General features: G+C 63.8%; 19 protein-coding genes. 10 read left to right on the top strand and 9 right to left on the bottom strand.

All coding sequences use genetic code 11. The annotated features are described in order from the left end of the window. Nucleotides 1-15 precede the first annotated feature (15 nt). The 3 genes from ACYG9Y_RS27810 to ACYG9Y_RS27800 all read right to left on the bottom strand — a co-directional run bounded on the left by ACYG9Y_RS27810 (nucleotide 16) and on the right by ACYG9Y_RS27800 (nucleotide 4,123). Entirely contained in the window at nucleotides 16-1,194 is a 1,179-nt protein-coding gene (locus tag ACYG9Y_RS27810; RefSeq protein ID WP_023715055.1) for an efflux RND transporter periplasmic adaptor subunit, read from the bottom strand. 508 nt (nucleotides 1,195-1,702) lie between these two features. Beyond that, a complete protein-coding gene (locus tag ACYG9Y_RS27805; RefSeq protein WP_023737353.1) occupies nucleotides 1,703-2,833 on the bottom strand; it encodes a patatin-like phospholipase family protein in 1,131 nt (376 codons plus the stop codon). A gap of 201 nt (nucleotides 2,834-3,034) precedes the next feature. Beyond that, the gene (locus ACYG9Y_RS27800; RefSeq protein WP_023737352.1) at nucleotides 3,035-4,123 is read right to left on the bottom strand and encodes a citrate synthase/methylcitrate synthase; all 1,089 of its coding nucleotides are present in this window, start codon (nucleotides 4,121-4,123) and stop codon (nucleotides 3,035-3,037) included. A 92-nt stretch (nucleotides 4,124-4,215) separates the two neighbouring features. On the opposite strand from ACYG9Y_RS27800, the gene ACYG9Y_RS27795 reads away from it, so the two are divergent. Next, entirely contained in the window at nucleotides 4,216-5,355 is a 1,140-nt protein-coding gene (locus ACYG9Y_RS27795; protein WP_023737351.1) for a citrate synthase, read from the top strand. On the opposite strand, the gene ftrA is transcribed toward ACYG9Y_RS27795, so the two are convergent. Beyond that, nucleotides 5,352-6,344: a transcriptional regulator FtrA gene (ftrA, locus tag ACYG9Y_RS27790; protein ID WP_023737350.1), complete on the bottom strand. Its 993-nt coding sequence runs from the start codon at nucleotides 6,342-6,344 to the stop codon at nucleotides 5,352-5,354. The two genes, ACYG9Y_RS27795 and ftrA, sit on opposite strands and share 4 nt — an antisense overlap. 89 nt (nucleotides 6,345-6,433) lie before the next feature. On the opposite strand from ftrA, the gene ACYG9Y_RS27785 reads away from it, so the two are divergent. Next, a complete protein-coding gene (locus ACYG9Y_RS27785; RefSeq protein ID WP_023702797.1) occupies nucleotides 6,434-6,853 on the top strand; it encodes a rhodanese-like domain-containing protein in 420 nt (139 codons plus the stop codon). Nucleotides 6,854-6,903: 50 nt separating this feature from the next. Further along, the gene (locus ACYG9Y_RS27780; RefSeq protein ID WP_031199718.1) at nucleotides 6,904-7,359 is read left to right on the top strand and encodes a GNAT family N-acetyltransferase; all 456 of its coding nucleotides are present in this window, start codon (nucleotides 6,904-6,906) and stop codon (nucleotides 7,357-7,359) included. A 45-nt stretch (nucleotides 7,360-7,404) separates the two neighbouring features. Here ACYG9Y_RS27780 and phaR read toward each other — a convergent pair whose 3' ends face one another. After that, on the bottom strand, nucleotides 7,405-8,019 hold the full coding sequence (phaR, locus tag ACYG9Y_RS27775) for a polyhydroxyalkanoate synthesis repressor PhaR (protein WP_023685813.1): 615 nt from the start codon (nucleotides 8,017-8,019) through the stop codon (nucleotides 7,405-7,407). A gap of 302 nt (nucleotides 8,020-8,321) precedes the next feature. Between phaR and ACYG9Y_RS27770 the strand changes: the two genes are divergently transcribed. The 6 genes from ACYG9Y_RS27770 to ACYG9Y_RS27745 all read left to right on the top strand — a co-directional run bounded on the left by ACYG9Y_RS27770 (nucleotide 8,322) and on the right by ACYG9Y_RS27745 (nucleotide 16,611). Beyond that, nucleotides 8,322-9,506, top strand: coding sequence for an acetyl-CoA C-acetyltransferase (locus tag ACYG9Y_RS27770; RefSeq protein WP_023712818.1), 1,185 nt, complete (start codon nucleotides 8,322-8,324; stop codon nucleotides 9,504-9,506). A gap of 129 nt (nucleotides 9,507-9,635) precedes the next feature. Continuing rightward, a complete protein-coding gene (gene phbB, locus ACYG9Y_RS27765; RefSeq protein WP_023698448.1) occupies nucleotides 9,636-10,361 on the top strand; it encodes an acetoacetyl-CoA reductase in 726 nt (241 codons plus the stop codon). Nucleotides 10,362-11,056: 695 nt separating this feature from the next. Continuing rightward, nucleotides 11,057-14,608: a helicase-related protein gene (locus ACYG9Y_RS27760; protein ID WP_023749353.1), complete on the top strand. Its 3,552-nt coding sequence runs from the start codon at nucleotides 11,057-11,059 to the stop codon at nucleotides 14,606-14,608. Nucleotides 14,609-14,625: 17 nt separating this feature from the next. Further along, nucleotides 14,626-15,012 carry an RNA-binding S4 domain-containing protein gene (locus tag ACYG9Y_RS27755; protein WP_023737349.1) on the top strand — a complete coding sequence of 129 codons (387 nt, stop codon included), beginning with the start codon at nucleotides 14,626-14,628 and terminating at the stop codon, nucleotides 15,010-15,012. Between the two features lie 252 nt (nucleotides 15,013-15,264). Further along, the gene (gene fdxA, locus ACYG9Y_RS27750; RefSeq protein ID WP_013529180.1) at nucleotides 15,265-15,603 is read left to right on the top strand and encodes a ferredoxin FdxA; all 339 of its coding nucleotides are present in this window, start codon (nucleotides 15,265-15,267) and stop codon (nucleotides 15,601-15,603) included. A gap of 426 nt (nucleotides 15,604-16,029) precedes the next feature. Then, entirely contained in the window at nucleotides 16,030-16,611 is a 582-nt protein-coding gene (locus tag ACYG9Y_RS27745; RefSeq protein WP_023673664.1) for a CarD family transcriptional regulator, read from the top strand. Nucleotides 16,612-16,791: 180 nt separating this feature from the next. Here ACYG9Y_RS27745 and ACYG9Y_RS27740 read toward each other — a convergent pair whose 3' ends face one another. The 3 genes from ACYG9Y_RS27740 to ACYG9Y_RS27730 all read right to left on the bottom strand — a co-directional run bounded on the left by ACYG9Y_RS27740 (nucleotide 16,792) and on the right by ACYG9Y_RS27730 (nucleotide 19,147). Next, nucleotides 16,792-17,559 carry an amino acid ABC transporter ATP-binding protein gene (locus tag ACYG9Y_RS27740; protein WP_023737348.1) on the bottom strand — a complete coding sequence of 256 codons (768 nt, stop codon included), beginning with the start codon at nucleotides 17,557-17,559 and terminating at the stop codon, nucleotides 16,792-16,794. Next, nucleotides 17,556-18,236: an amino acid ABC transporter permease gene (locus ACYG9Y_RS27735; RefSeq protein ID WP_023693608.1), complete on the bottom strand. Its 681-nt coding sequence runs from the start codon at nucleotides 18,234-18,236 to the stop codon at nucleotides 17,556-17,558. The genes ACYG9Y_RS27740 and ACYG9Y_RS27735 overlap by 4 nt, the downstream gene beginning before the upstream one ends. Before the next feature lie 137 nt (nucleotides 18,237-18,373). Further along, entirely contained in the window at nucleotides 18,374-19,147 is a 774-nt protein-coding gene (locus ACYG9Y_RS27730; protein WP_023712815.1) for an amino acid ABC transporter substrate-binding protein, read from the bottom strand. Between the two features lie 397 nt (nucleotides 19,148-19,544). Between ACYG9Y_RS27730 and ACYG9Y_RS27725 the strand changes: the two genes are divergently transcribed. Further along, on the top strand, nucleotides 19,545-20,402 hold the full coding sequence (locus ACYG9Y_RS27725) for an RNA polymerase factor sigma-32 (RefSeq protein ID WP_023693606.1): 858 nt from the start codon (nucleotides 19,545-19,547) through the stop codon (nucleotides 20,400-20,402). 96 nt (nucleotides 20,403-20,498) lie between these two features. Here ACYG9Y_RS27725 and ACYG9Y_RS27720 read toward each other — a convergent pair whose 3' ends face one another. Further along, on the bottom strand, nucleotides 20,499-21,905 hold the full coding sequence (locus tag ACYG9Y_RS27720; protein WP_245260366.1) for a M48 family metalloprotease: 1,407 nt from the start codon (nucleotides 21,903-21,905) through the stop codon (nucleotides 20,499-20,501). Nucleotides 21,906-22,195 lie beyond the last annotated feature (290 nt).

Below are 22,195 nucleotides of genomic sequence, written 5' to 3'. Positions count from 1 at the left end.
CGGGGCCACCCGGCGCTACTGCGTTGTCGCTTCGCCCAACAGTTTCTGGATGGTCGCCTGGTCGGCCTCGACCGGCTTGACTACGTCGCCTTCCTTCACGAGTTCCTGGCCGGCGACGATGACGCGGGCATCGGCGGGAATGCCGCCAAGCACGAGGCCCTTCGGCGAGTCGTCAACGAGGTCGATCGGGAAGAATACCACCTTGTTGTCCTTGTCGACGGCGCGGATGCCGAGGTCTCCCTTGTCGCCCAGCGTCACCACGGAGCGCGGCAACATGACGGCGTCGGTCGGCTGCGCGCTGAGCGCAATCTCTGCCGTCATGCCGGCCGGCACCGAGCCGTCGGCATTGGGGACGGCGATCTCGACGCGGAAGGTTCGGGTGGCCGACGAGGCGTCGCGGCTGATGTAGCGCACGGTGCCTTCGACGGTCTGGCCGCTGACCAGCCGGACAGTGGCCTTGTCGCCAAGCTTGAGATAGCCGAGGTCGCGTTCGCTGACTTCGCCGCGCGCAATCACCGGATCGAGCTTGAGGATGGTTGCCACCTCGCCGCCCTGCATGATGGAACTGCCGAGCTCCACCGGCACCCGGTCGATGACGCCGTCGAAGGGCGCCTTGACCAGATTGCGCTCGAGTTCGGCCTGCGCCGTTTCCAGCTGCGACTGCGCAGCGGTCAGATTCGAACGCGCCGTGTCGAGCTGCAGCTTGGGCAGATTGCCGGTCTTCATGAGCCGCAGCGATGCGTCGAGTTCAGCCTGGCGCTGCACGACGAGCTGCTTGGCATTGTCGACCATCGAGATCTTTTCTTCCGCCGCAAGCATCAGCACCAGATCGCCGGTCTTGACGTGATCGCCCTGCTTGACCGGCAGCTTTTCGATGACGCCGGCGACGCGCGTCGCCAGCACGGCGCGCTTGTCGGCCTCGGTCAGCCCGGAAATGCGGATGGCGCGGGCATAGGTCTTGCGCGGCGGCGTCACCACAGCGACGGTGCGCAGCGGCGCCTTCGGTTCGGCCTCGGCCGCCTTGGCTGCATCCGGCGCCTTGGCCTGATCGCCCGGCTTGGCCTGATCGCCTGCCTTGCCAGCACCTTCGACAGCGGCGCTGCCGACGGACGAGAACGCGCCTGTTCCCATCCAGGCCGCGAAGCCGATGAGCACAACAATAGCGGCAAGCTTGTGAAACCTGATCTTCGGCATCATTGTTTTTCCACTGCGGGGTTCGGCCAAGTCGTTATCCAACAGGAGTCCGTCGTCTAACAGCTACCGTGTCTTCCAACTCGGGCGCGTCGCCGATATGGGTGCGCGCCAGGCCGTGTTCAATTTGCCGTGAACGGCGAAGCCGCGCTTCTACATCAAAGTTGCATCGCAATACAGTCGAAAAGTTGCAGGAACATTGTGCCAGGCGATGTAGTGTGGCCAACGAAAACGGTTTTATCGGCGCCCCGTCAGGCGGCGGAACCACAGTCTCGGAACCATACGGATGTTGGAGGCGCTTTGTTTTCAAGGCGTTTTGAGCACTGACACCCCCCTGTGCCTTGACGCTCAAATGTGGGCGCGACCTGCGTAGCCACTCAGTGAATGGCAGCAGGCGTCAGTATGATTTTGTATACCGTCACACGCAACGGTTGTTCCGGGACGGAAAGTCATCGGCGCTACTCCGATTTGCCGAACACTTCGCTGATCGTCTTGATCGATCCGGGCGGACTCAGGCCCGCCGGCGTTCCGCGTCCGGCTTCTTGCGGGCGGCGAGAAATTCCTTCACCCGCCGTCCCGGTGCCGGCCCGCGCACCGGTTTGAAGCCGTCATCGAGTTCGCCGGAAAGATCGAGCGTCGGCCGCTTGCCGACGGCGTCGTAATTCTCCTCCAGCCAGTCGCTCGCCGCTATGCGGCCAAGGTCGCGCAAATAGGTCAAAAAAGCCCATTCGGCGTTGACCTTGGATGACGCCGACAGATCCTTGAACGCTTCGTCGGCATCGATGCGGTGCATGCGGATGTCGCGGTATTCGCCAGGCGGCAGCCGGCCGGCGGCGATCAGTTCCTTGACGAAGGCGATCGAGCGGAATTCGTTCAGCAGCCCGGCATTGAAGGTGATCTCGTCGATGCGGTTCTGGATTTCGTTGGCGCTTTTCGGCGTGCCTTCGCGCACCACCGGATTGATCTGCACCAAAAGCACATCCTCCGTCGCCGCCGTCTTGAAGAACGGAAACAGCGCCGGATTGCCGCCATAGCCGCCATCCCAATAGAGCACGCCCTTGATCTCGACGGCGCGGAACAATTGCGGCAGGCAGGCCGAGGCCATCACCGTGTCGAGGTCGATCTCGCCGTCGGAAAAGACGCGCAGCTGGCCGGTCTCGACATTGGTCGCCGAAATGAACAGCTCCATCGACTTGCAGGCGTGAACATTTTTGAAATCGATCTCCTGCTCGACCACGTCGCGCAGCGGGTTCAAGCCCAGCGGATTGGCGACATAGGGCGAAAACACTCGGGACATGGTGTCGAAGAAGAAATAGCCGGGCGTGTTCTCGATCGACCAGTTGCCCCAGGCGACGTCCCACGGCATGCGCTGCACCGGGCTGAAGCGGCCCTTGGCCGCCACCGCGCGCCAGAAGTCGTCCAGCTTTTGCCGTGCACCCTCGACGCCGCCGCGCACAAAACCATCGGCCAGCGCCACCGCATTCATCGCGCCGGCGCTGGTGCCGGACACGGCTGAAATGTCGAGCCTGCCATCCTCCAGCAGCCGGTCGAGTACACCCCAGGAGAAAGCCCCGTGCGAGCCGCCGCCCTGCAGCGCGATGTTGATCTTCTTCGTTTCCTCCGCCTTGCCGTTTTTGGTCATGGCGTTCCTGTTCGGTTTGGTCGCTGCTGCCTCATTCCGCCCGGAAATCGGGCGGGTTCGACGGCAGCGGACTTATATTGCAGTGCAGCATATAAGGGATGACCAAGGCAAGAACACGAACACGGTCGCGTGATCACATGAAATTTCGGTCATGAAGAAAGCCCCGCTTTGAAGGGGCTGCTCCACCGAAACAGGCGGGCCTCAGGCCACGAGGTCCGGCACCGGCCCGACATAGCGCGACTGTGGACGGATCAGCCGCCCCGTCGTCTGCTGTTCGCGCGCATGCGCGATCCAGCCGGCGACACGTCCGGCGGCAAAGACATTGCTGAACGCCTGTGGCGGAAAGCCAGCCGCCTCAAGCACAAGCGCTGTGTAAAACTCGACATTGGTCTGCAGCGAGCGCTGCGGCTTGGCGATCCGCAGCACTTCGAGCGCCGTCTGCTCGACCTGTTCGGCGAAGGCCAGCCGGCGGCCGGCTTCGCCTTCGCTGCCGAGCTGCCGCACGACGGCTTTCAGCACATCGGCGCGCGGATCGCGCACGCGGTAGATACGATGGCCGAAACCCATGATGCGCTCGCCATGCGCGACCTTCTCGCGCAGCCAACCGGCCGCGTCGCCATGCGCCTGGATTGCATCGAGCATCTCGATCACCGGGCCGGGCGCGCCGCCGTGCAGCGGCCCCTTGAGCGCGCCGAGCCCGGCCAGCACCGACGATGTCAGCCCTGCCAGGGTCGATGCGACGACGCGGGTGGCAAAGGTCGAGGCGTTGAGGCCGTGATCGCACACGGTCACCAGATAGGTGTCGAGTGCCCTTGCCAGCGCCGGCGACGGGACGGATCCCTCGAGCATCCTCAGCATGTCGGCGGCATGATCGGCCTTGGCGTCAGGTGCGGTCGGCTGCTCGCCGCGCGCCAGCCGCAGCAGAGCCGGCGTCAGCACGGCGGGCGCCGCGATCAGCCGCAAGGCGTCCGTCAGCGTCTCGCCATCCGGCAGCAGCGCCATGCCGGCGCGCATGGCGCTATAGATCTCAAGCGGTGCGAGCAGCGGCAGCGAGGGTGCAAGCCGCTCGAACACCTCGACGCGAGCCTTGCCCAGCCTCGCTGCCAGTTCGGCATCGCCGGGAAGGCCGTCGAAGAAGCCGTCGAGCAACAGGCGAACCACTTGCGCATAGCGCCATCGTCCCGCCAATTCCGGCAGCGAATGACCGCGGATCGTCAGGCGGCCGCCAAGGCCATCGACATCGGAGAGCACGGTCTCCGCCGCCACCACATCATCGAGCCCGTTCGCCATATCTCATCTCCTTGCAGCTTTTCTGCATGGGAGATAAGGGTTGGGCTGCGCCTCGATCAATCTTGATCAATATAATCAATATGTGAGCTAAAATGTCCGAATGGCTGTCGCGGGAAGAGGCGCTGGAAAGGCTCAAGGTCCGGCCGCAGACGCTCTACGCCTATGTCAGCCGTGGCCGCATCGGCATGCGGCCGGATGAGAGCGACCCGCGCCGCAGCCAGTACCGCGCCGACGACATCGCGGCATTGGCGACCCGCCGGGCGCGGGGCCGCAGTCCCTCGGCCATCGCCGAGAGTGCGATCGCCTGGGGCGAACCCTCGATTGTCACCGCGATTTCGACTGTGCTGCACGGTCGACTGATCTATCGAGGGCAAGACGCCGTTGCGCTCTCCAAAGCGGCGACGCTGGAGGAAACCGCTGCTGTGCTCTGGGCCTCGCCTGAACCGGTGGCTTTCAAAGCTCCGTCACCTGAAGCGCCTCATCCAGTCGGCCGCGCCTCGGCCTTTGCGCAGCTTGCCATGCTTGCAGGCCACGGGCGGCCTTCGCTAGGACGCAGCGCCGCCTCGCTGTGCACCGAGGCCGCGCGCACAGTCGGAGCGCTGGCGCAGTCGCTGGGCGCTGAAGCCGGCACAGCGCCCGTCCATAAGCGCCTGGCGCAGGGCTGGTCGGTGGATGATGCCGGCGCGGAAGCGATCCGCTGCGCCCTCGTCCTGCTCGCCGATCATGAACTCAACGCATCGACCTTTGCCGCCCGCGTCGCAGCGTCCACAGGCGCCTCGCCTGCCGCATGCCTGCTGGCCGGCTTGGCAACGCTGTCCGGCCCGCGCCACGGTGGCGCCGGCGAAGCGGCGATGCAACTGGCTGAAGATGCAGCAGCCCACGGCGCGGATGCGGCGATCCGGCGCTGGCTCGGCCATGATCGGCCCTTGCCGGCGTTCGGCCATCCGCTCTATCCCGACGGCGATCCCCGTGCCACCGCACTTCTGGAAGTCATCCCTGTCGACGAGACGCTGCAACAGCTGCAAAAAGCCGCCATGGCGGCGGTCGGTGCCCAGCCCAACATCGACTTCGCCTTGGCCGCTCTGACGCGCGGCCTTGGCTTGCCGCGCGATGCACCGTTCCAGCTGTTTGCGCTCGGACGCAGTGTCGGCTGGGCCGCGCATATGGTCGAACAGATCATTAGCGGCAGCATCATCAGGCCGCGTGGCCGCTATGAGGGACGCGTGACTTAAGCCGACCTGGCCGTGTTCCCGAACCGCGCACGGTACGCGACGGGCGTCGTGGCGAACTGCTGACGAAAATGATGCCGCAGCGTGCCTGCCGCGCCAAAGCCGGCGGTCTCGGCAATCCGTTCGATCGGCATGGCGGTGTCTTCCAGCAGCGTGCGCGCCCGCGAAAGCCGTTCCGACAGCAGCCAGCGCGCCGGCGTGACGCCGGTCGCGGCCGCGAACCGGCGCAGGAACGTCCGCTCGCTCATCCCGGCAAGCTCGGCCAAGATGGCGACCGGATAATCGGCGGAAATATTGGCGCGCATCCTGTCGATCAACGGTCCGAGCCGGCTGCGCTCGTGCGGCTCGGGAACGGAGCTCTCGACATACTGCGCCTGACCGCCGTCGCGATGCGGCGGCACCACCAGACGCCGCGCCACCATGTTTGCCGCCTTGGTGCCGAAGTCGCGCCGCACCAGATGCAGGCAAAGGTCGATGCCCGCGGCACTGCCTGCCGATGTCAGCACATTGCCCTCATCGATGTACAAAACGTCCGGAATCACGGTGATGTCGGGGTACATCTCCGTCAGCTTCTCGCTGTAGCGCCAATGCGTGGTCGCTCTTTTGCCCGCCAGCAGGCCGGCGGCGGCAAGCACGAACACGCCCGAACAGATCGAAAGAATGCGAGAGCCGCGCTCGTGTGCCTTTCGAAGCGCCTCGATCAGCGCCGGCGGCACCGGAGCCTCCGTTCCGCGCCATCCCGGTACGATCACCGTGCCGGCCTGGCCGATCAGATCGATCCCGCCGTCGGCAACAATACGCACGCCGCCCAGCGCGCGCATTTCACCGGTATCAATACCGGCAACCGCAAAACGGTACCAATCCTCACCCATTTCCGGCCGCGGCAAGGCGAAGATCTCAACCGCCACGCCAAACTCGAACGTGCACAGCCCGTCATAGGCAACGGCAACGACAAGAGGGTTGGCAGGGCGCGGATTCGCAGAGGATGGCATGATCTTGACGATATATGGCAAAGCTGCCAGCTGCAATCGCCCTGCTTCCTGTCTTATCTCTCCGTCGCATCAGCAATGGAGATACGAGGATGAGCCACGTGACAGACATTCCGGCGGCATCGCCGGATATCGCCCGCGACCATTTTCTGCGCCGGCTTTCCGTCGAGACCGACTGTTCCGACGTCGCCGCCGCACTGCGTGCCGGAGAGCCGGACTTTGTTCTCCTGCATGTGGTCGGTTCGCCGGAAGCCTATGGACGCCGCCATGTGCCGGGCGCGCTGCATCTGCCCCACCGCGAAATATCGGCCGGGCGGATGGTGCAATGGCCCGAAAGGACGCTGTTCGTCGTCTATTGCGCGGGACCGCATTGCAATGGCGCGGATCAGGCGGCCTTCAAGCTGGCCAGCCTCGGTCGTCCCGTGAAGATCATGATCGGCGGCATAACCGGTTGGCAGGACGAGGACCTTCCTTTCGCTTCAGGCAAGGAGCCCGGTGTCTTGCACGCGTGAGGCCACGCGATATGGTCGGCCTTGAAGACTGAGCAAGCATGCAGAAGGCGATGGTTAGAATTCGTCCATTCGAGCGCCAGGATGTCGGTGCGGTGCTCGCCCTCATGCGGGCGCTAGCCGTCTTCGAGGGTTATGACGACAAGCTTCGCGTCACCGAAGCGAACCTCATCGAGCACGGGCTGGGGCCATCGCCCCGGTTCGGCGTGTTGGTGGCGGAGCGAGAGTGCGTGATCGTCGGCATCGCCGTCCACTACCTCATCCCCTGGACCTACGACCTGAAGCCGGTTGTCTGGCTGAAGGAACTCTACGTCACTGAAGCGACGCGCGGCATGGGGGTCGGCCATGCGCTTGTTGAACAGCTTCGCCAACACGCTTTGAGCATTGGCGCCTCCGCCATCAAATGGACGGTGCTGAAATCCAACTCGCCGGCCAAAGCCTTCTACCGCTCGCTCGACGGCCAGCCCGACGATATCTGGGAACCGTGGCAGCTGAAAATCGACCCGTGACGGCCGCCTCGACCAACTGAGGGCGGTCGACCATGCGGCGGTCGCTTACGACATCGTATCGAGCTTGCGCTGCATGGCGGCGATCTGTTGCTTCAGTTCCTGAAGGTCGTCGCCGCTCTTTTCCGGGACGTCCTTGCGGGCCGGCTCGGGTGCAGCCGCGGCCGCAGCATTTGTGGCGGCGGTCGGGAACGGCGTGAACAGGCGCATCGCGTTCTGGAACATTTCCATGTTGCGGCGTGTCTGCTCTTCCAGCGCCTTGATCGGCGTGGCGATCTTCATCACATCCAGCGGCGACTTGCCGATCGCGCCCTTCATCTGTTCGCGGAACCGCTCCTGCTCCTTGGAGAAGGCCATCATCGACTGTTCGAGGAAGCTCGGCACGATCTGCTGCATCTGGTCGCCATAGAAAGCGATCAGCTGGCGCAGGAACGGGATCGGCAGCATGTTCTGCCCATCCTTGTTCTCCAGTTCGAAGATGATCTGCGTCAGCACCGGATGGGTAATGTCGTCACCGGTCTTGGCGTCCTGGACGGTGAACTCCTCGCCCTTCTTGACCATCTCGGCCAGATCCTCGAGCGTCACATAGGTGCTGGTGCCGGTATTGTAGAGCCGGCGATTGGCATATTTCTTGATAATGATAGGGTCGTCTTTCGCGGCCATCAGCATCCTCCCGGGACACCGGCGCGCCTGAGTAAGCCGCCGGTAACGATTGCGCCATTTTTAAGGATATGCGCAAAAGCTCTATAATTCCAAGCGCTTTGTGCAGTGCGGCATCATTTATTGCTGCATGGCCGGCCAATTATGCTGCGCAGCAAAGGTTGGGCGATCCCGCCGGCCGCTCACGCCCTGCTTGCGGCGCTTGGCCGGCATGCCCATTTCCGGTTTGACTTGGGGTGTGGAACGGGCAAGAAAAGTCCCAACAAGCCCCCAAGAACACGACACCTCGAAGTCTGGAGAGAAAAATGTCCGCTTCCAATTCAATCGTCGTTGCCAGCGCCGCACGCACGGCTGTCGGCTCCTTCAACGGCGCCTTCGCCGCCACCCCGGCGCATGAACTTGGCGCCGTCGTGATCAGGGAGCTTTTGGCGCGCGCCGACGTCGAGCCGGGCGAAGTCGACGAGGTCATTCTCGGCCAGGTGCTGACCGCCGCGCAGGGCCAGAACCCCGCCCGCCAGGCGTCGATCAATGCCGGCCTGCCCAAGGAGACCACCGCCTGGGGGCTCAACCAGGTTTGCGGCTCTGGCCTGCGCGCCATCGCGCTCGGCATGCAGCAGATCGCCGCCGGCGACGCCACGGTGATCATCGCCGGCGGCCAGGAATCGATGTCGCTGTCGCCGCATGCCGAGCACCTGCGCGCCGGCGTCAAGATGGGCGACTACAAGATGATCGACACCATGATCAAGGACGGGTTGTGGGACGCCTTCAATGGCTACCACATGGGCAACACCGCCGAGAACGTCGCCCGCCAGTTCCAGATCACCCGCGACGACCAGGACCAGTTTGCGCTGGCCTCGCAAAACAAGGCCGAGGCCGCGCAGAAGGCCGGCAAGTTCAAGGACGAGATCGTCGCCTTCACGATCAAGGGCAGGAAGGGCGACACTGTCGTCGACCAGGACGAGTACATCCGCCACGGCGCCACCATCGACGCCATGTCCAAGCTGAAGCCGGCTTTCGACAAGGACGGCACCGTGACCGCCGCGAACGCGTCGGGCATCAATGACGGCGCCGCCGGCGCGCTGCTGATGAGCGAGGCTGAAGCCACAAGGCGCGGCATCACCCCGCTGGTGCGCATCGCATCCTGGGCGACGGCCGGCGTCGATCCGGCGATCATGGGAACCGGACCTATTCCCGCCTCGAAGCGGGCGCTCGAGAAGGCCGGCTGGTCGGTCAAGGACCTCGACCTTGTCGAGGCCAATGAAGCCTTCGCCGCGCAGGCCTGCGCCGTCAACAAGGGCATGGGCTGGGATACGTCGATCGTCAACGTCAATGGCGGCGCCATCGCCATCGGCCATCCGATCGGCGCGTCGGGCGCCCGCGTCTTCAACACGCTGGTTTTCGAGATGCGCCGCCGCGGCGCCAAGAAGGGCCTTGCCACGCTGTGCATCGGCGGCGGCATGGGCGTCGCTCTGTGCGTGGAAGCGCTGTGAACAAGAAGTGAGTAGTGAATAGGGAGTAGTGAATAGGGAAGAAGGAGCAGCGCGGCGGGATATCGATCCCTACTCGCTATTCCCTACTCCCTATTCCCTTCTTCCGACCAAAGGGAGGAAGAACTTTCAATGACCAAAGTAGCGCTCGTCACCGGTGGATCGCGCGGCATCGGCGCCGCCATATCGATCGGCCTGAAGAATGCCGGTTACACCGTTGCCGCCAACTATGCCGGCAATGACGAGGCAGCGGGGAAGTTCAGCGCACAAACCGGCATCAAGGCCTACAAATGGTCGGTCGCCGACTACGACGCCTGTGCCGCCGGAATCAAACAGGTCGAGGCCGATCTCGGCCCGGTCTCGGTGCTGGTCAACAATGCCGGCATTACCCGCGACGCCATGTTCCACAAGCTGACGCGCGAGCAGTGGAAGGAAGTCATCGACACCAATCTGTCTGGCGTCTTCAACATGACGCATCCGCTGTGGGGCGGCATGCGCGACCGCAAATTCGGCCGCGTCATCACCATCTCCTCCATCAACGGCCAGAAAGGCCAGGCCGGCCAGGTCAACTATTCCGCCGCAAAGGCCGGCGACATCGGCTTCTCGAAGGCGCTGGCGCAGGAGGGCGCGCGCGCGGGCATCACAGTCAATGTCATCTGCCCCGGCTACATAGCCACCGAGATGGTCAAGGCGATCGACGAGAAGGTGCTGAATGAACGCATCATCCCGCAGATCCCGGTCGGCCGCCTCGGCGAACCGGAAGAGATCGCGCGTTGCGTCGTCTTCCTCGCGTCCGAAGACGCCGGCTTCATCACCGGTTCGACCATCACAGCCAATGGCGGCCAGTACTTCGCCTGAACGACAGCAATTTCGCCCGGTAGGACGGGCCGCCTTATGGCCCGTTTTTCATCGCCGGGCGGCGATGTTCCCTGGGCCGCGCGCGAGACATTGACCCGTTCCGGCACGCAAAGATTAACGATTTTTAGGCGCCCTGTGCAAAACCCGGTTCGCAAGCTGTGAATTCTCGGTGGACAAGCTGTGGATAACACAAGATGTTGGGGTGAACAAACCAGGAAAATCCCGCGATCGCTGATTCGTCACCGATTCGTTCCGGCTTTGAGCGGAACGTTAACGACCAAGGCCGGGAACCACCGGAAACTGGTTAAGGCCGATTAAGAAAATTCAACAATTTCACAATGTTAGCCGAGGCGTATCGGATCACGACGATGCCCCGCCGGCAAAGGTTAACGCCAATGGTCGCCTTGCAGGAATCGGGCCAGTTTCCGCGATTCAGCATATGGTGAGACTCAGGCTCGCAAAATCCACATGTAGCCGTGAACAAAAGCTGAATCTGCCGGAGTCACTGATTCGTCGCCGATTCGTTCCAGACTCGTTCCAACTGTTAATTGAGACCTCAACGACGAACCGTGGGACTGCCGGCCGGAACATTCCGCTTTCGCTTCGCGCCTGAAATCCCTATGTGTCGCCTGTCATACGCGCCATGCGAGGCGCGCTCCCGACAACACGATGCAGAAAGCCTCATCTCCAGGCCGATGAACATCCAGCCGAAACACACCGAGCCGCTGATCCTGTCGGGCCGCGACGTGACTGCCGTGCTGGGTCCGACCAACACCGGCAAGACCCATCTCGCCATCGAGCGCATGGTGGCGCATGAGAGCGGCATTATCGGCCTGCCGCTCCGCCTTCTGGCGCGCGAGGTCTATGCCCGCGTCTGCGAAAAGGTCGGCGCCCACAAGGTGGCGCTCATCACCGGCGAGGAAAAAATCCAGCCGCCCGGCGCGAAATATTCGGTCTGCACCGTCGAAGCCATGCCGCGCGAGACCGACGTTGCCTTCGTCGCCATCGACGAGGTGCAACTCGCCGGCGACCTCGAGCGCGGCCACATCTTCACCGACCGTATCCTGCACCTGCGCGGCCGCCAGGAAACGCTGCTGCTCGGCGCGGCCACCATGCATGGCATCCTGCAAAAGCTGCTGAGAGGCGTCTCGGTGGTGACGCGCCCTCGCCTGTCGCACCTGGCCTATGCCGGCTCGAAGAAATTGACCCGCCTGCCGCGGCGTACGGCGATCGTCGCTTTCTCCGCCGACGAGGTCTATGCCATCGCTGAGCTGATCCGCCGCCAGCAAGGAGGAGCGGCGGTCGTGCTCGGCGCGCTGTCGCCCCGCACCCGCAACGCCCAGGTGGCAATGTTCCAGGCAGGCGACGTCGACTATCTCGTCGCCACCGACGCCATCGGCATGGGGCTCAACCTTGATCTCGATCATGTCGCCTTCGCCCAGAACCGCAAATTCGACGGCTACCAGTACCGCAACCTGACGGCGGCCGAGCTCGGCCAGATCGCCGGCCGCGCCGGCCGGCATCTGCGCGACGGCACCTTCGGCGTCACCGGCCAGGTCGATCCGCTGGACGAGGAACTGGTCAAGCGCATCGAGGGGCACGAGTTCGATCCGGTGAAGGTGCTGCAATGGCGCACCGCGCATTTCGACTTCGCCAGCCTCGACGCGCTGAAGCGCTCGATCGAGGCCAACGCGCCGGTCGAAGGCCTGACGCGCGCGCTGCCGGCGGTCGATGCGCAGGCGCTCGAACATCTCTCCCGCGACGAGGACATCCGCGCGCTGGCTACCAATGCCAAGCGCGTCGCGCTGCTGTGGGAAGCCTGCGCGTTGCCGGACTACCGCAAGATCGCGCCGGCCCAGCACTCCGACCTGATCGCTTCTATCTACACCGACCTCGCCAAACACGGCCATGTCGACGAGAACTACATGGCCGAGCAGGTGCGCCGCGCCGATACGACCGAGGGGGACATCGACACGCTGTCGCACCGCATTGCGCAGATCCGCACCTGGACATTCGTGTCCAACCGGCCGGGCTGGCTGGCCGATCAGGCACACTGGCGGGAAAAGACGCGCGAAATCGAAGACAGATTGTCGGATGCGCTGCATGAGCGGTTGACGAAACGGTTTGTAGACCGCAGGACTTCCGTCCTCATGCGGCGCCTTAGAGAAAATACAATGCCTGAAGCCGAAATCAGTCCTACCGGAACCGTCCTTGTCGAAGGCCATCATGTCGGCGAGTTGCAAGGGTTCCGCTTCACCGCCGACCAGAGCGCCGGCGGCGAAGACGCCAAGGCCGTGCGCACGGCAGCGCAAAAAGCGCTGGCCGCCGAGTTCGAGGCACGTGCCGAACGCTTCGGCGCCTGCGCCAATGGCGACCTTGCGCTCGGCTCCGACGGCACGCTGCGCTGGATCGGCGCGCCGATCGGCACGCTGGTTGCCGGCGAGGACGCGCTGAAGCCGCGCCTGGTGCTTTTGGCCGACGAGCAGTTGACTGGTCCCGCCCGCGACAAGGTCGCCGCGCGCGCCGAGCGCTTCGTCAATTTCCAGATCGAATCCTTGCTGAAGCCGCTGGTCGACTTGAAGAATGCCGAGCAGATCGCCGGCATCGGCCGTGGCATCGCCTTCCAGCTCGTCGAGCATTTCGGCCTCATCAACCGCCGCGACATCGCCGAGGAAATGAAGTCGCTCGACCAGGAGGGTCGCGCCGCCTTGCGCCGGCTCGGTGTGCGCTTCGGCGCCTACCATGTCTTCGTGCCGGCGCTGATCAAGCCGGCGCCCGCCGGACTGATCACGCTGTTGTGGGCGCTGAAGAACGACGGCAAGGACAAGCCCGGCTTTGGCGACGTGGTGCACGCCCTGGCTTCCGGCCGCACATCGGTGGTCATCGACCCGGCCTTCGACAAGAGCTTCTACAGGCTCGCCGGCTACCGCAATCTCGGGCGCCGCGCCGTGCGCATCGACATTCTGGAACGGCTGGCCGACCTGATCCGGCCTGCGACCAACTGGAAGCCCGGTCTGGGACAGCGCCCCGACGGCGCTTATGACGGCCAGTCCTTCATGGTGACGCCGCCGATGATGTCCATCCTCGGCGCCACCGCCGACGACATGGAAGAGATCCTGAAAGGTCTCGGCTATCGCGCCGAGCCGAAGCCGCCGGCAGAGGTGAAGGCGCGGCTCGAAGCGCAGGACAATGCCGCGCGGCAAGCGGCTGCGGCCAAGCTGGCGGAAGCCGCAGCAAAGGCCGAGCAGGCTCAGGCGGCGGAAGCCGTGGCAAGTGAAGCCGTCGCTGAGGCGCCGGCCGTTGGGTCGGAGCCGGATGCAGCCACCGAGATTACGGCTGAGGAGCCCGTCGCCGAAGTCGCAGCGGCCGTTGCTGCGGACGCTCAGCCGGGCGCGCCTCCCGAGGGTTCGGAGCCAACTGCGGCCGTTGAAGCCACCGCCGAAGCTCCAGCCATCGAGGAAGCAACGGCGGAGCCCGTCGCGGAAGAACAGGTCGAAGCTCCCATAGAAATCGCGGAAGAAGCTCCGGCTGTTGCAGAAGCTGACGACACCGTCCCCGAAAGCGCCGACGCCACCGTCGCCGAAAACGCCGACGCCCTTACCTCCCCCTCGATGGGGGAGGTCGCGGCGCGAAGCGACGCGGGTGGGGGTGACAGCGTTAACGAAGCAGGTGCAGACACAGCAGACACTTCAGGCGCAACCGCCGACGCCGGCGCTGCCCCCACCCCGGCGCTGCGCGCCGACCCTCCCCACGAGTGGGAGGGTGGAAGCGCTGAGCCTGTCCCCGAGGCCGAAGCGCCAAAGCCCATCTTGCTGTGGCGGCAGGGTCGTTTCGAGCAGCGCCCGCGCCATCGTCAAGGCCGGGACAATCGCCCGCGTAACGGCCAGGCTGGCCGCGCCGATGCGCCGGCCGACGCTGCCGGCGGACAGCCGGCACCGGGCGAACGGCCGGCCTATCAGGGCCGGCGCGACCAGCGCGACGGTGCCGCCAAGCCACGCTTCGACCGTTCGAAGTTCAAGCCCAAGCCGCAGGCCGAGGGCGAACAGCGCCGCGACGGCAAGCCGCAAGGCGAGCGTCCGCGCGAGGGCCGGCCTGACTGGAAAGGCGGCAGGCCGGAAGGCAAAGGCGGACCGCAAGGCGCCAAGCCGGCTTTCCAAGCCAAGCCACGCGAGGAACGCCCTGCGCGCTTCGATCCGGACTCGCCCTTCGCCAAGCTCGCCGCCTTGCGCGACCAGCTGAAGAAATAAGCCCCAGGTTCGCTGCGATGGTTGCTGAAGGTCGTCAGCGCATCGACAAGTGGCTGTTCTTTTCGCGCGCGATAAAATCGCGCTCGCTGGCGGCCAAGCTGGTTGTCGCCGGACGCGTCCGCATCAACAGCGACAAAGCAGCGCAGGCCTCCGATCTGGTCCAGCCTGGCGACGTTTTGACCATTACGCACGAGCGCCGTATTTTCATTTGGAAGGTGCTTGGCACCGGCGTGCGGCGCGGTCCGGCCGAGGAAGCGCGCACGCTCTACGAGGACATGTCCCCGCCGCCGGCGCCGAAAGGCGAGGCTGTTGCCGATGCCATTCCGGCGCTGCGCGACGCCGGCAGCGGCCGGCCGACCAAGAAAGAGCGCAGGCAAACCGACCGGCTGTTCGGCGAAGACTGAAGCCTTGGCCGTCTGCGCCATGGCGACGATCTGGAATTTCATTCCGGACACGCCGGCCCCGCCGGCAATGGCTGCCCTTGCAAGCGGCAGGCAAAGGCGTTACCTCACCAAAAAAGCCGCCGCATCGGCCCGAAAATCGGAGATCGATTTTCGGAAAGCACGATGCGCAGATTCAAAGTGTCAGAGCGTACTTTATGCGTCCAATTGGACGCACATCGCCCTAGCAAGAACGGGACGTCCCGGAGCCGACCAATGACCTATGTCGTGACCGACAACTGCATCAAATGCAAATACATGGACTGCATCGAGGTCTGTCCGGTCGACTGCTTTTACGAGGGCGAGAACATGCTTGTCATACATCCCGACGAGTGCATCGACTGCGGCGTCTGCGAACCGGAATGCCCGGCCGATGCAATCAAGCCCGACACCGAGCCGGGCCTCGACAAATGGCTGCAGGTCAACACCGAATACGCCGAGAAATGGCCCAACATCACCGCCAAGAAGGAGCCTCCGGCAGATGCCAAGAGCTTCGACGGCGAGGCCGGCAAGTTCGAGAAATATTTCTCCGCTGAGCCCGGCGAAGGTGACTGAGCGCATGACCCTGGAATCGGAATCGATTTCGGAAAGGGTGATGCGCAAAGCAAAAAAGTGCGGCCTATTGGATCGTCATAACGCTGCGTAACGCGCCTCATACATTAACTGCCTTGACGGGCGGCGATGTCGCTCGACCTTCGCGTTTGCAGCAAAACCTTGATTCTTCCGACTTTTTGTGCTACACCAGTTGAAACATGCCGGTGACACAACGTCGATTTATGGCGCAAGCGCCCCAAATCACTGAAAGGTGAAATCCCCAATCGGACCAGAGCGATCTGGGCCAGGCAGTCGCTATGTATGCGGTTTGCCGGTCCCGGCTTTTTCCGATGGGTTCATCTGTTGTGCGGCTAACGATCGGTGTCCCCGGTCGCATGCGTTCGGACCGGCAGGCCGCCGGTGCCACAACAAGGAGTTCAGGGCGTAATGGCAACGATCACCCCGCAGAAGAAGTCCACCTCGGCACGCCACGGTTTCAAGACCGGCGAGTACATCGTCTATCCGGCACACGGCGTCGGCCAGATCGTCTCGATCGACGAGCAGGAAGTTGCGGGCCACAAGCTGGAACTGTTCGTCATCGACTTCCAGAAGGACAAGATGCGCCTGAAGGTTCCGGTCGCCAAGGCGACCTCCATCGGCATGCGCAAGCTGTCGGAAGAGGATTATGTCGAGCGCGCGCTGAAGGTCGTGCAGGGCCGCGCCCGCGTCAAGCGCACCATGTGGTCGCGCCGTGCGCAGGAGTATGATGCCAAGATCAATTCGGGCGACCTGATCTCGATCTCGGAAGTCGTGCGCGACCTCTACCGTGCCGACAACCAGCCGGAACAGTCCTATTCCGAGCGTCAGCTCTATGAGGCGGCACTCGACCGCATGGCGCGCGAGATCGCGGCAGTCAACCGCATGTCGGAAACCGAAGCCGTGCGCCTGATCGAGGTCAACCTCAACAAGGGCCCGAAGCGCGGCGCCAAGGCCGACAATGAGGAAGCCGAGCAGGAAGAAGCTGCCTGATCGCTTTCACCGTCGAAATCATGAAAAACCCGGCCTTGTGCCGGGTTTTTGTTTTCCAAGGACGGGCGAGACCCGTGGCTCGCCCAGGCAGGGTCGCTGCGAAGCAGCGAGGATGGGGACGACACCAGACCGCACCCGGACCTTCCGTCCGACACTCCCCACAAGGGGAACGTAGAAGGCTCAGCCGCCGGCTTCCTTCTCCGCCTCCTGCTTCAGCGTCGCAATAAAACGCTTGGTCCGTTCCCGCTCCGGATTGCTGAACACCACGGTGGACGGCCCCTTCTCGACGACGACACCAGCATCGAGGAACACCACCTCCTGCGCGATCTTGGAGGCAAGGCGAAGGTCGTGCGTGGCCATCACCATGGTGGTGCCTTCGCTGGCGAGCTTTCCGAGCACGTCGACCACTTCCTGCGCCAGTTCCGGATCGAGCGCCGAGGTCGGCTCGTCGCAGAGCAGCACTTTCGGCGACGGCGCCAGGGCGCGGGCAATGGCCACACGCTGCTGCTGGCCGCCCGACAGCGTTGCCGGCCAATCGTCCGCCTTGTGCGCCATGCCGACCTTCTCGAGCAGCGCCAGTGCCCGCTCGCGCGCCTTTGCCGTCGGCCATTTCAGCACCGTCACCAGGCCTTCCATGACGTTCTCGATCGCGGTGCGATGCGGGAACAGCTGGAAGTTCTGGAACACCATGCCGGTCTGCAGCCGCAGGCGCTGGATGTCGCGGCTGGGGATCTTGATGCCGGGACGGAATTCCAGCGTCTCGTCGCCGATGCGCACCATGCCCGAGGTCGGGATCTCCAACAGGTTGATGCAGCGCAGCAGTGTGCTCTTGCCGCCGCCGGAGGGGCCGACGAGCGCGGTGACGCTGCCTTCGGCAATGCTGACCGTCACGCCCTTCAGCACCAGATTGTCGCCGAAGCGCTTTTCGATGTCGGTGAGGCCGATCATGAGCGCGCCTCCAGGAAGCCGCCATAGCGGTTGAGCCGCTCCTCCAGCCGCGTCTGCAAGGCCGAAAGCACCGAGCTCATCGCCAGATAAAGGATCGCCGCCTCGACATAGAGGATCAGCGGTTCATAGGTGGTGGCGACGATGCGCTGCGCCGCCTGGAACATCTCCGGCACGGTGATGGCGGCGGCCAGCGACGTATCCTTGACCAGCGAGATGAAGGTGTTGGACAGCGGCGGCACGGCGACGCGGCCGGCTTGCGGCAGGATGGTGCGCCGCATCGCCTGGCTCCAGGTCATGCCGATCGAATAGGCCGCCTCCCACTGGCCCTTCGGCACCGAGCCGATCACGGCGCGGATAATTTCCGAACTGTAGGCGCCTATGTTGAGGGTGAAGCCAATCAGCGCCGCCGGAAAAGCATCCAGCAATATGCCGACCGAAGGCAGGCCGTAAAAGATCAGGAACAGCTGCACCAGAAGCGGCGTGCCGCGAAAGATCCAGACATAGAAGCGGACCACGGCAACCAGAGGCTTGGGACCGAACAGCCGCACCAGGGCGACAACCAGGCCGACGAACAGGCCGAGTGCGAACGATAGCAATGTCAGCGGTACGGTGAAGATCAACGCCGCCCACAGCAGTGTCGGCAACGAGTCCAGCATCAGGTGTAGCCAGTGCGGCACGAACGGCTCCTCCTTCACAGACCGCCGCGGTGACGGCAGTGCGATTGTGTGCTTCTCATATCATGCGAAAAACGGCGAGCCGTCAAAGACGGCCCGCCGCTATTGGTCATTGCCGGCAAACCGCCGGGAGATGGTCTTTACTGCGAGACATCCTGGCCGAAATAAGTATCGGCGATCCTCTTGTAGGTGCCGTCGGCCTTGATGTCGGCCAGCGCCTTGTTGATCGCCGCGACCAGCTCCGGATCACCCTTGCGCACGATGACGCCGGAATAGTCGGCGTTCTCTTCCTGCGCGGCGATCTTCACATTGGCGTCCGGCTTGTGCTTCTTGAAGTCGAGGAAAGACAGGCTGTCATTGATGGTGGCGTCGGCGCGGCCGGTGAGCAGCAGCTGGATCGACTGGTCGAAGCCGTCGGTGCCGACGAGTTCGGCGCCGTTGGTCTCGGCGAGCTTGCCGAAATTCGATGTCAACGACTGTGCCGACTTCTTGCCCTTGAGGTCGGCGAAGGTCTTGATGTCGGTGTTGTCGCCGCGCACGATCAGCACGGCCTTGGAGGCGATGTAAGGATCGGAGAAATCGTACTTGGCCTTGCGCGCGTCGGTGATGCCGACCTCGTTGATCACGGCGTCGTAGCGGTTGGCGTCGAGGCCGGCGATCAGCCCGTCCCATTTGCCTTCGAGGAACTCGACCTTGACGCCGAGCTTGTCGCCGATCGCCTTGGCGATCTCGACGTCGAAGCCGACCAGCGCGCCGGAAGCATCATGATAGGTGAAGGGCGCATAGGTGCCTTCGGTGCCGACTTTGAGGGTGCCGGCCTGCTTGATCTGGTCAAGATTGGCGCCGGCATGGCCTGATGTAACAGCCAGAACCTGAAGCGTTCCGGCGACGATGAGCGACTTGAGCCATTTCATTTCTGTGTGATCCCGTCCTTGGCCGGTGTCCGGCGCTTGTGAGAGCCGGAAACTGACAGATACAGCGCAGCAAAATAAGGAACCAGATTTCAAAAAAACGACGATCCAGAAATCAGATTCTCAAAGCAGCTCGGATCGGTGCCAATAGTCCCGATCTGCGGTGTCGATGCGCCCTGTCGGACCGCACAAAACAACCGCCATCGGCGGCGGAACCAATCCCCGGTGTGGCACGTTCATGGCTTGTTGTAGGGCGCCGCGTTTCCATTTCAAGAACCCTTGGCTGCGCTAGGCCCGAAGCAATTCCAGGAAAGTGGGAAAGCGGTTTCCCTCGGAATTGCGTCAAACAGAGATAACGGCCGCCAGGCCGTCCGAAAATGTCCGGGAGCAGGAGCGCGGCATGATCGAAGACACGGCAGGACGGACCATGGTCCGCACGGCAATGAAAGCCCCTTACCTCGAGCGCGATGAGGAACATGTTCTCGCCTTGCGCTGGAAGGAAGACCAGGATCAGCAGGCGCTGCATCAGATTACCGTCGCCCATATGCGGCTGGTCATCTCCATGGCTTCGAAATTCCGACATTACGGCCTGCCGCTCGGCGATCTGGTCCAGGAGGGCCATGTCGGGCTGCTGGAAGCAGCCGCGCGTTTCGAGCCGGAGCGCGAGGTGCGCTTCTCGACCTATGCGACATGGTGGATCCGCGCTTCGATGCAGGACTACATCCTGCGCAACTGGTCGATCGTTCGCGGCGGCACCTCTTCGGCGCAAAAGGCGCTGTTCTTCAACCTGCGGCGCCTGCGCGCCCGTCTTGCCAACGGCGCCGAGCCGATCTCTAACGCCACGCTCTACCGCGAAGTCTCGGTAGCCCTCGGCGTCTCCGAGGCCGATGTCGAGAAGATGGATTCCAGGCTTTCAGCACCTGACTCTTCGCTCAACGCACCCCTCGCCGATGAGGCCGGTACCACCGAGCGGATGGACTTCCTGATTTCGGACGATCCATTGCCTGACGAGGTCGCCGGCGACACCATCGACGTCGAACGGCGCCTGATGTGGCTGAAGACGGCGCTCCGCGCGCTCAATGCCCGCGAACTCAGGATCATCGAGGAGCGTCGGCTGACCGACGAAGGTGCGACGCTTGAGGCGCTCGGCGAGACGCTCGGCATTTCCAAGGAGCGTGTCCGCCAGATCGAGGCCCGCGCCATGGAAAAGCTCAAGCTCGCGCTGGTCAAGCAGAACCCCGAATTCATGGCAGCGTGAGATTGCCAGGAACAGGGGTACCGCCCCGAGTTATCTCAGAAAAGTTATCTCAGAAAAAAGCACTACGAAGGCTGGGGTTTCTGACGAAGACCGGCGCTATCTGTCCGTGACGATCTTGACCTTGTCGCCGGCCGAAACCGAGGCGCCCGGCGACATCGCGTTGAGCACGCGGAACAGATCGAGCTTGCGGTCGACGCCGACCATCTGCGCCGAAAGTGTGCCCATCGTCTGCCCGGCCTGTACCGTGACGACGCGGATATGCAGCGGCTTCAGTGCCGCTTTCTCGGCGGGGCTGAGCACGCGGAACGAACCGCTGACCGAGCGTGCCACCGGATCGAGTGTCGTGCTGGCCGAGGGGGCCGCTGTCAAAAGCCGGTAGACTTGGCCGCCGGCGCGGATCACCGCAATGTCGAACTGCCAGCCATCGGCGCCGGCGTGCGCTGTCGCCGCCTCGTTGCCGTCGATCGTCTCCTGGCGCACACTGGTCTCGTCGAGACCGGCCACCCAGCCGCTTCTGATGTAGTCGGTCAGCGCACGATCCTTGTCGATCGACACACCGTCGAAGCGGATCGCCATGTCGCCGGGACCGGTCGCCGTCACCGCCGCCGCCGAATTGTCGATGATGAAGCCGTCGGGCACCGTGAACGAAACGCCGAGGCCCGGATGCAGGAAGGTCTGGCCGCGCACATAGCCCTCTTCCGGCGTGTCGCCATAGAGCAGGCCGTCTATCCCGGCCAGGAAGGAATCGCGGTCGCGGGTGCCGATGCCCGGCGCGCCGAACTGGCGGGCGTGGCGCTGCGCCAGATCAATTCGCTGCGGCGTGTTGGGGTGCGTAGCCAGGAAGTCGAGGCTGGCGTCGGTGGCGCCGCTGATCGAGCGGAAATCGGTATAGGCCGACATCGACTGCAGGAAACGCCCGGCGGCATAGGGATCGTAACCCGCCTCGCCGATCGATTTGATGCCGATCGCGTCTGCCTCCAGCTCCTGGTTGCGCGAGAACTGCGCCAGCCTCAGCTTGCCGCGGATCAATGCCTGCTTGGCGGTCGGACTGTCGCCCAGCACATCGGAGACCACCTTGGTCGCCAGGCCTTCCTCGGCCTCGAGCTGCTGTCGCTGCAGACCGTGATTGGCGGTGACGTGGCCCATCTCATGCGCGATGACGGCGGCGAGTTCGGCCGAATCATTGGCCAGCGCCAGCAGGCCGCGGGTGACGTAGAGATAGCCGCCCGGCAGCGCGAAAGCGTTGACGTTTGGCGAATTGAGGATGGTGATGCGATAGGTCTGGGTCGGATTGGCCGACACCACGGTCAGGCTGCCGACAACCTTGGCCACCATGCGCTCGAGCTTGGGATCGGAATATTCGCCGCCATAGGTGGCAAGGATGCGCGGATGCTGTGCCTTCGCCAGTTCGGCAAGCTTGCTGTTGGCGGCGACATTGTCGACCGTGATCGGCTTGTCGGAAGGCTGGAAGCCAGATTCCTGCACTTCGGGAGGCGTGAACATCTGGCAGCTGGCCAGCGCCACGGCAAGGCCGGCCAGCGCGAGGAAGCGCACCAGCGGTCTGCGTTTCAAAGTGTCAGTGCCGGTCGGCAGCACGGCGTTCCTTCAGCTCTCGGCGCATGATTTGGACCGGGGTCCGCGCCAGCGAAAAATCGGTTTTCGTTGGCAATCCTGCACACATCAAAAAACCTACAGCGTTTACGCATCCGGCCGGATGCGGCGCTGTAGGGGGCAAATCACGGCTCGTGCCGGACCAGTACTAAGCGGACCTAGCCACATCGACTGGACCATGG

This window comes from Mesorhizobium sp. W050 (genome assembly GCF_054719535.1).
This window is presented reverse-complemented; position numbering and strand designations above follow the sequence as displayed.

What these genes read in the sequence shown, in the direction of transcription:
- ACYG9Y_RS27755 (WP_023737349.1), top strand. Translation starts at nt 14,626, where the DNA reads ATGGTTGCTGAAGGTCGTCAGCGCATCGACAAGTGGCTGTTCTTTTCG.
- ACYG9Y_RS27725 (WP_023693606.1), top strand. Translation starts at nt 19,545, where the DNA reads ATGATCGAAGACACGGCAGGACGGACCATGGTCCGCACGGCAATGAAA.
- phaR (WP_023685813.1), bottom strand. Translation starts at nt 8,019, where the DNA reads ATGGCCGCGAAAGACGACCCTATCATTATCAAGAAATATGCCAATCGC.
- ftrA (WP_023737350.1), bottom strand. Translation starts at nt 6,344, where the DNA reads ATGCCATCCTCTGCGAATCCGCGCCCTGCCAACCCTCTTGTCGTTGCC.
- ACYG9Y_RS27745 (WP_023673664.1), top strand. Translation starts at nt 16,030, where the DNA reads ATGGCAACGATCACCCCGCAGAAGAAGTCCACCTCGGCACGCCACGGT.
- phbB (WP_023698448.1), top strand. Translation starts at nt 9,636, where the DNA reads ATGACCAAAGTAGCGCTCGTCACCGGTGGATCGCGCGGCATCGGCGCC.
- ACYG9Y_RS27720 (WP_245260366.1), bottom strand. Translation starts at nt 21,905, where the DNA reads ATGTTCACGCCTCCCGAAGTGCAGGAATCTGGCTTCCAGCCTTCCGAC.
- ACYG9Y_RS27770 (WP_023712818.1), top strand. Translation starts at nt 8,322, where the DNA reads ATGTCCGCTTCCAATTCAATCGTCGTTGCCAGCGCCGCACGCACGGCT.
- ACYG9Y_RS27740 (WP_023737348.1), bottom strand. Translation starts at nt 17,559, where the DNA reads ATGATCGGCCTCACCGACATCGAAAAGCGCTTCGGCGACAATCTGGTG.
- ACYG9Y_RS27805 (WP_023737353.1), bottom strand. Translation starts at nt 2,833, where the DNA reads ATGACCAAAAACGGCAAGGCGGAGGAAACGAAGAAGATCAACATCGCG.
- ACYG9Y_RS27800 (WP_023737352.1), bottom strand. Translation starts at nt 4,123, where the DNA reads ATGGCGAACGGGCTCGATGATGTGGTGGCGGCGGAGACCGTGCTCTCC.
- ACYG9Y_RS27795 (WP_023737351.1), top strand. Translation starts at nt 4,216, where the DNA reads ATGTCCGAATGGCTGTCGCGGGAAGAGGCGCTGGAAAGGCTCAAGGTC.
- ACYG9Y_RS27785 (WP_023702797.1), top strand. Translation starts at nt 6,434, where the DNA reads ATGAGCCACGTGACAGACATTCCGGCGGCATCGCCGGATATCGCCCGC.
- fdxA (WP_013529180.1), top strand. Translation starts at nt 15,265, where the DNA reads ATGACCTATGTCGTGACCGACAACTGCATCAAATGCAAATACATGGAC.
- ACYG9Y_RS27780 (WP_031199718.1), top strand. Translation starts at nt 6,904, where the DNA reads ATGGTTAGAATTCGTCCATTCGAGCGCCAGGATGTCGGTGCGGTGCTC.
- ACYG9Y_RS27730 (WP_023712815.1), bottom strand. Translation starts at nt 19,147, where the DNA reads ATGAAATGGCTCAAGTCGCTCATCGTCGCCGGAACGCTTCAGGTTCTG.
- ACYG9Y_RS27760 (WP_023749353.1), top strand. Translation starts at nt 11,057, where the DNA reads ATGAACATCCAGCCGAAACACACCGAGCCGCTGATCCTGTCGGGCCGC.
- ACYG9Y_RS27810 (WP_023715055.1), bottom strand. Translation starts at nt 1,194, where the DNA reads ATGCCGAAGATCAGGTTTCACAAGCTTGCCGCTATTGTTGTGCTCATC.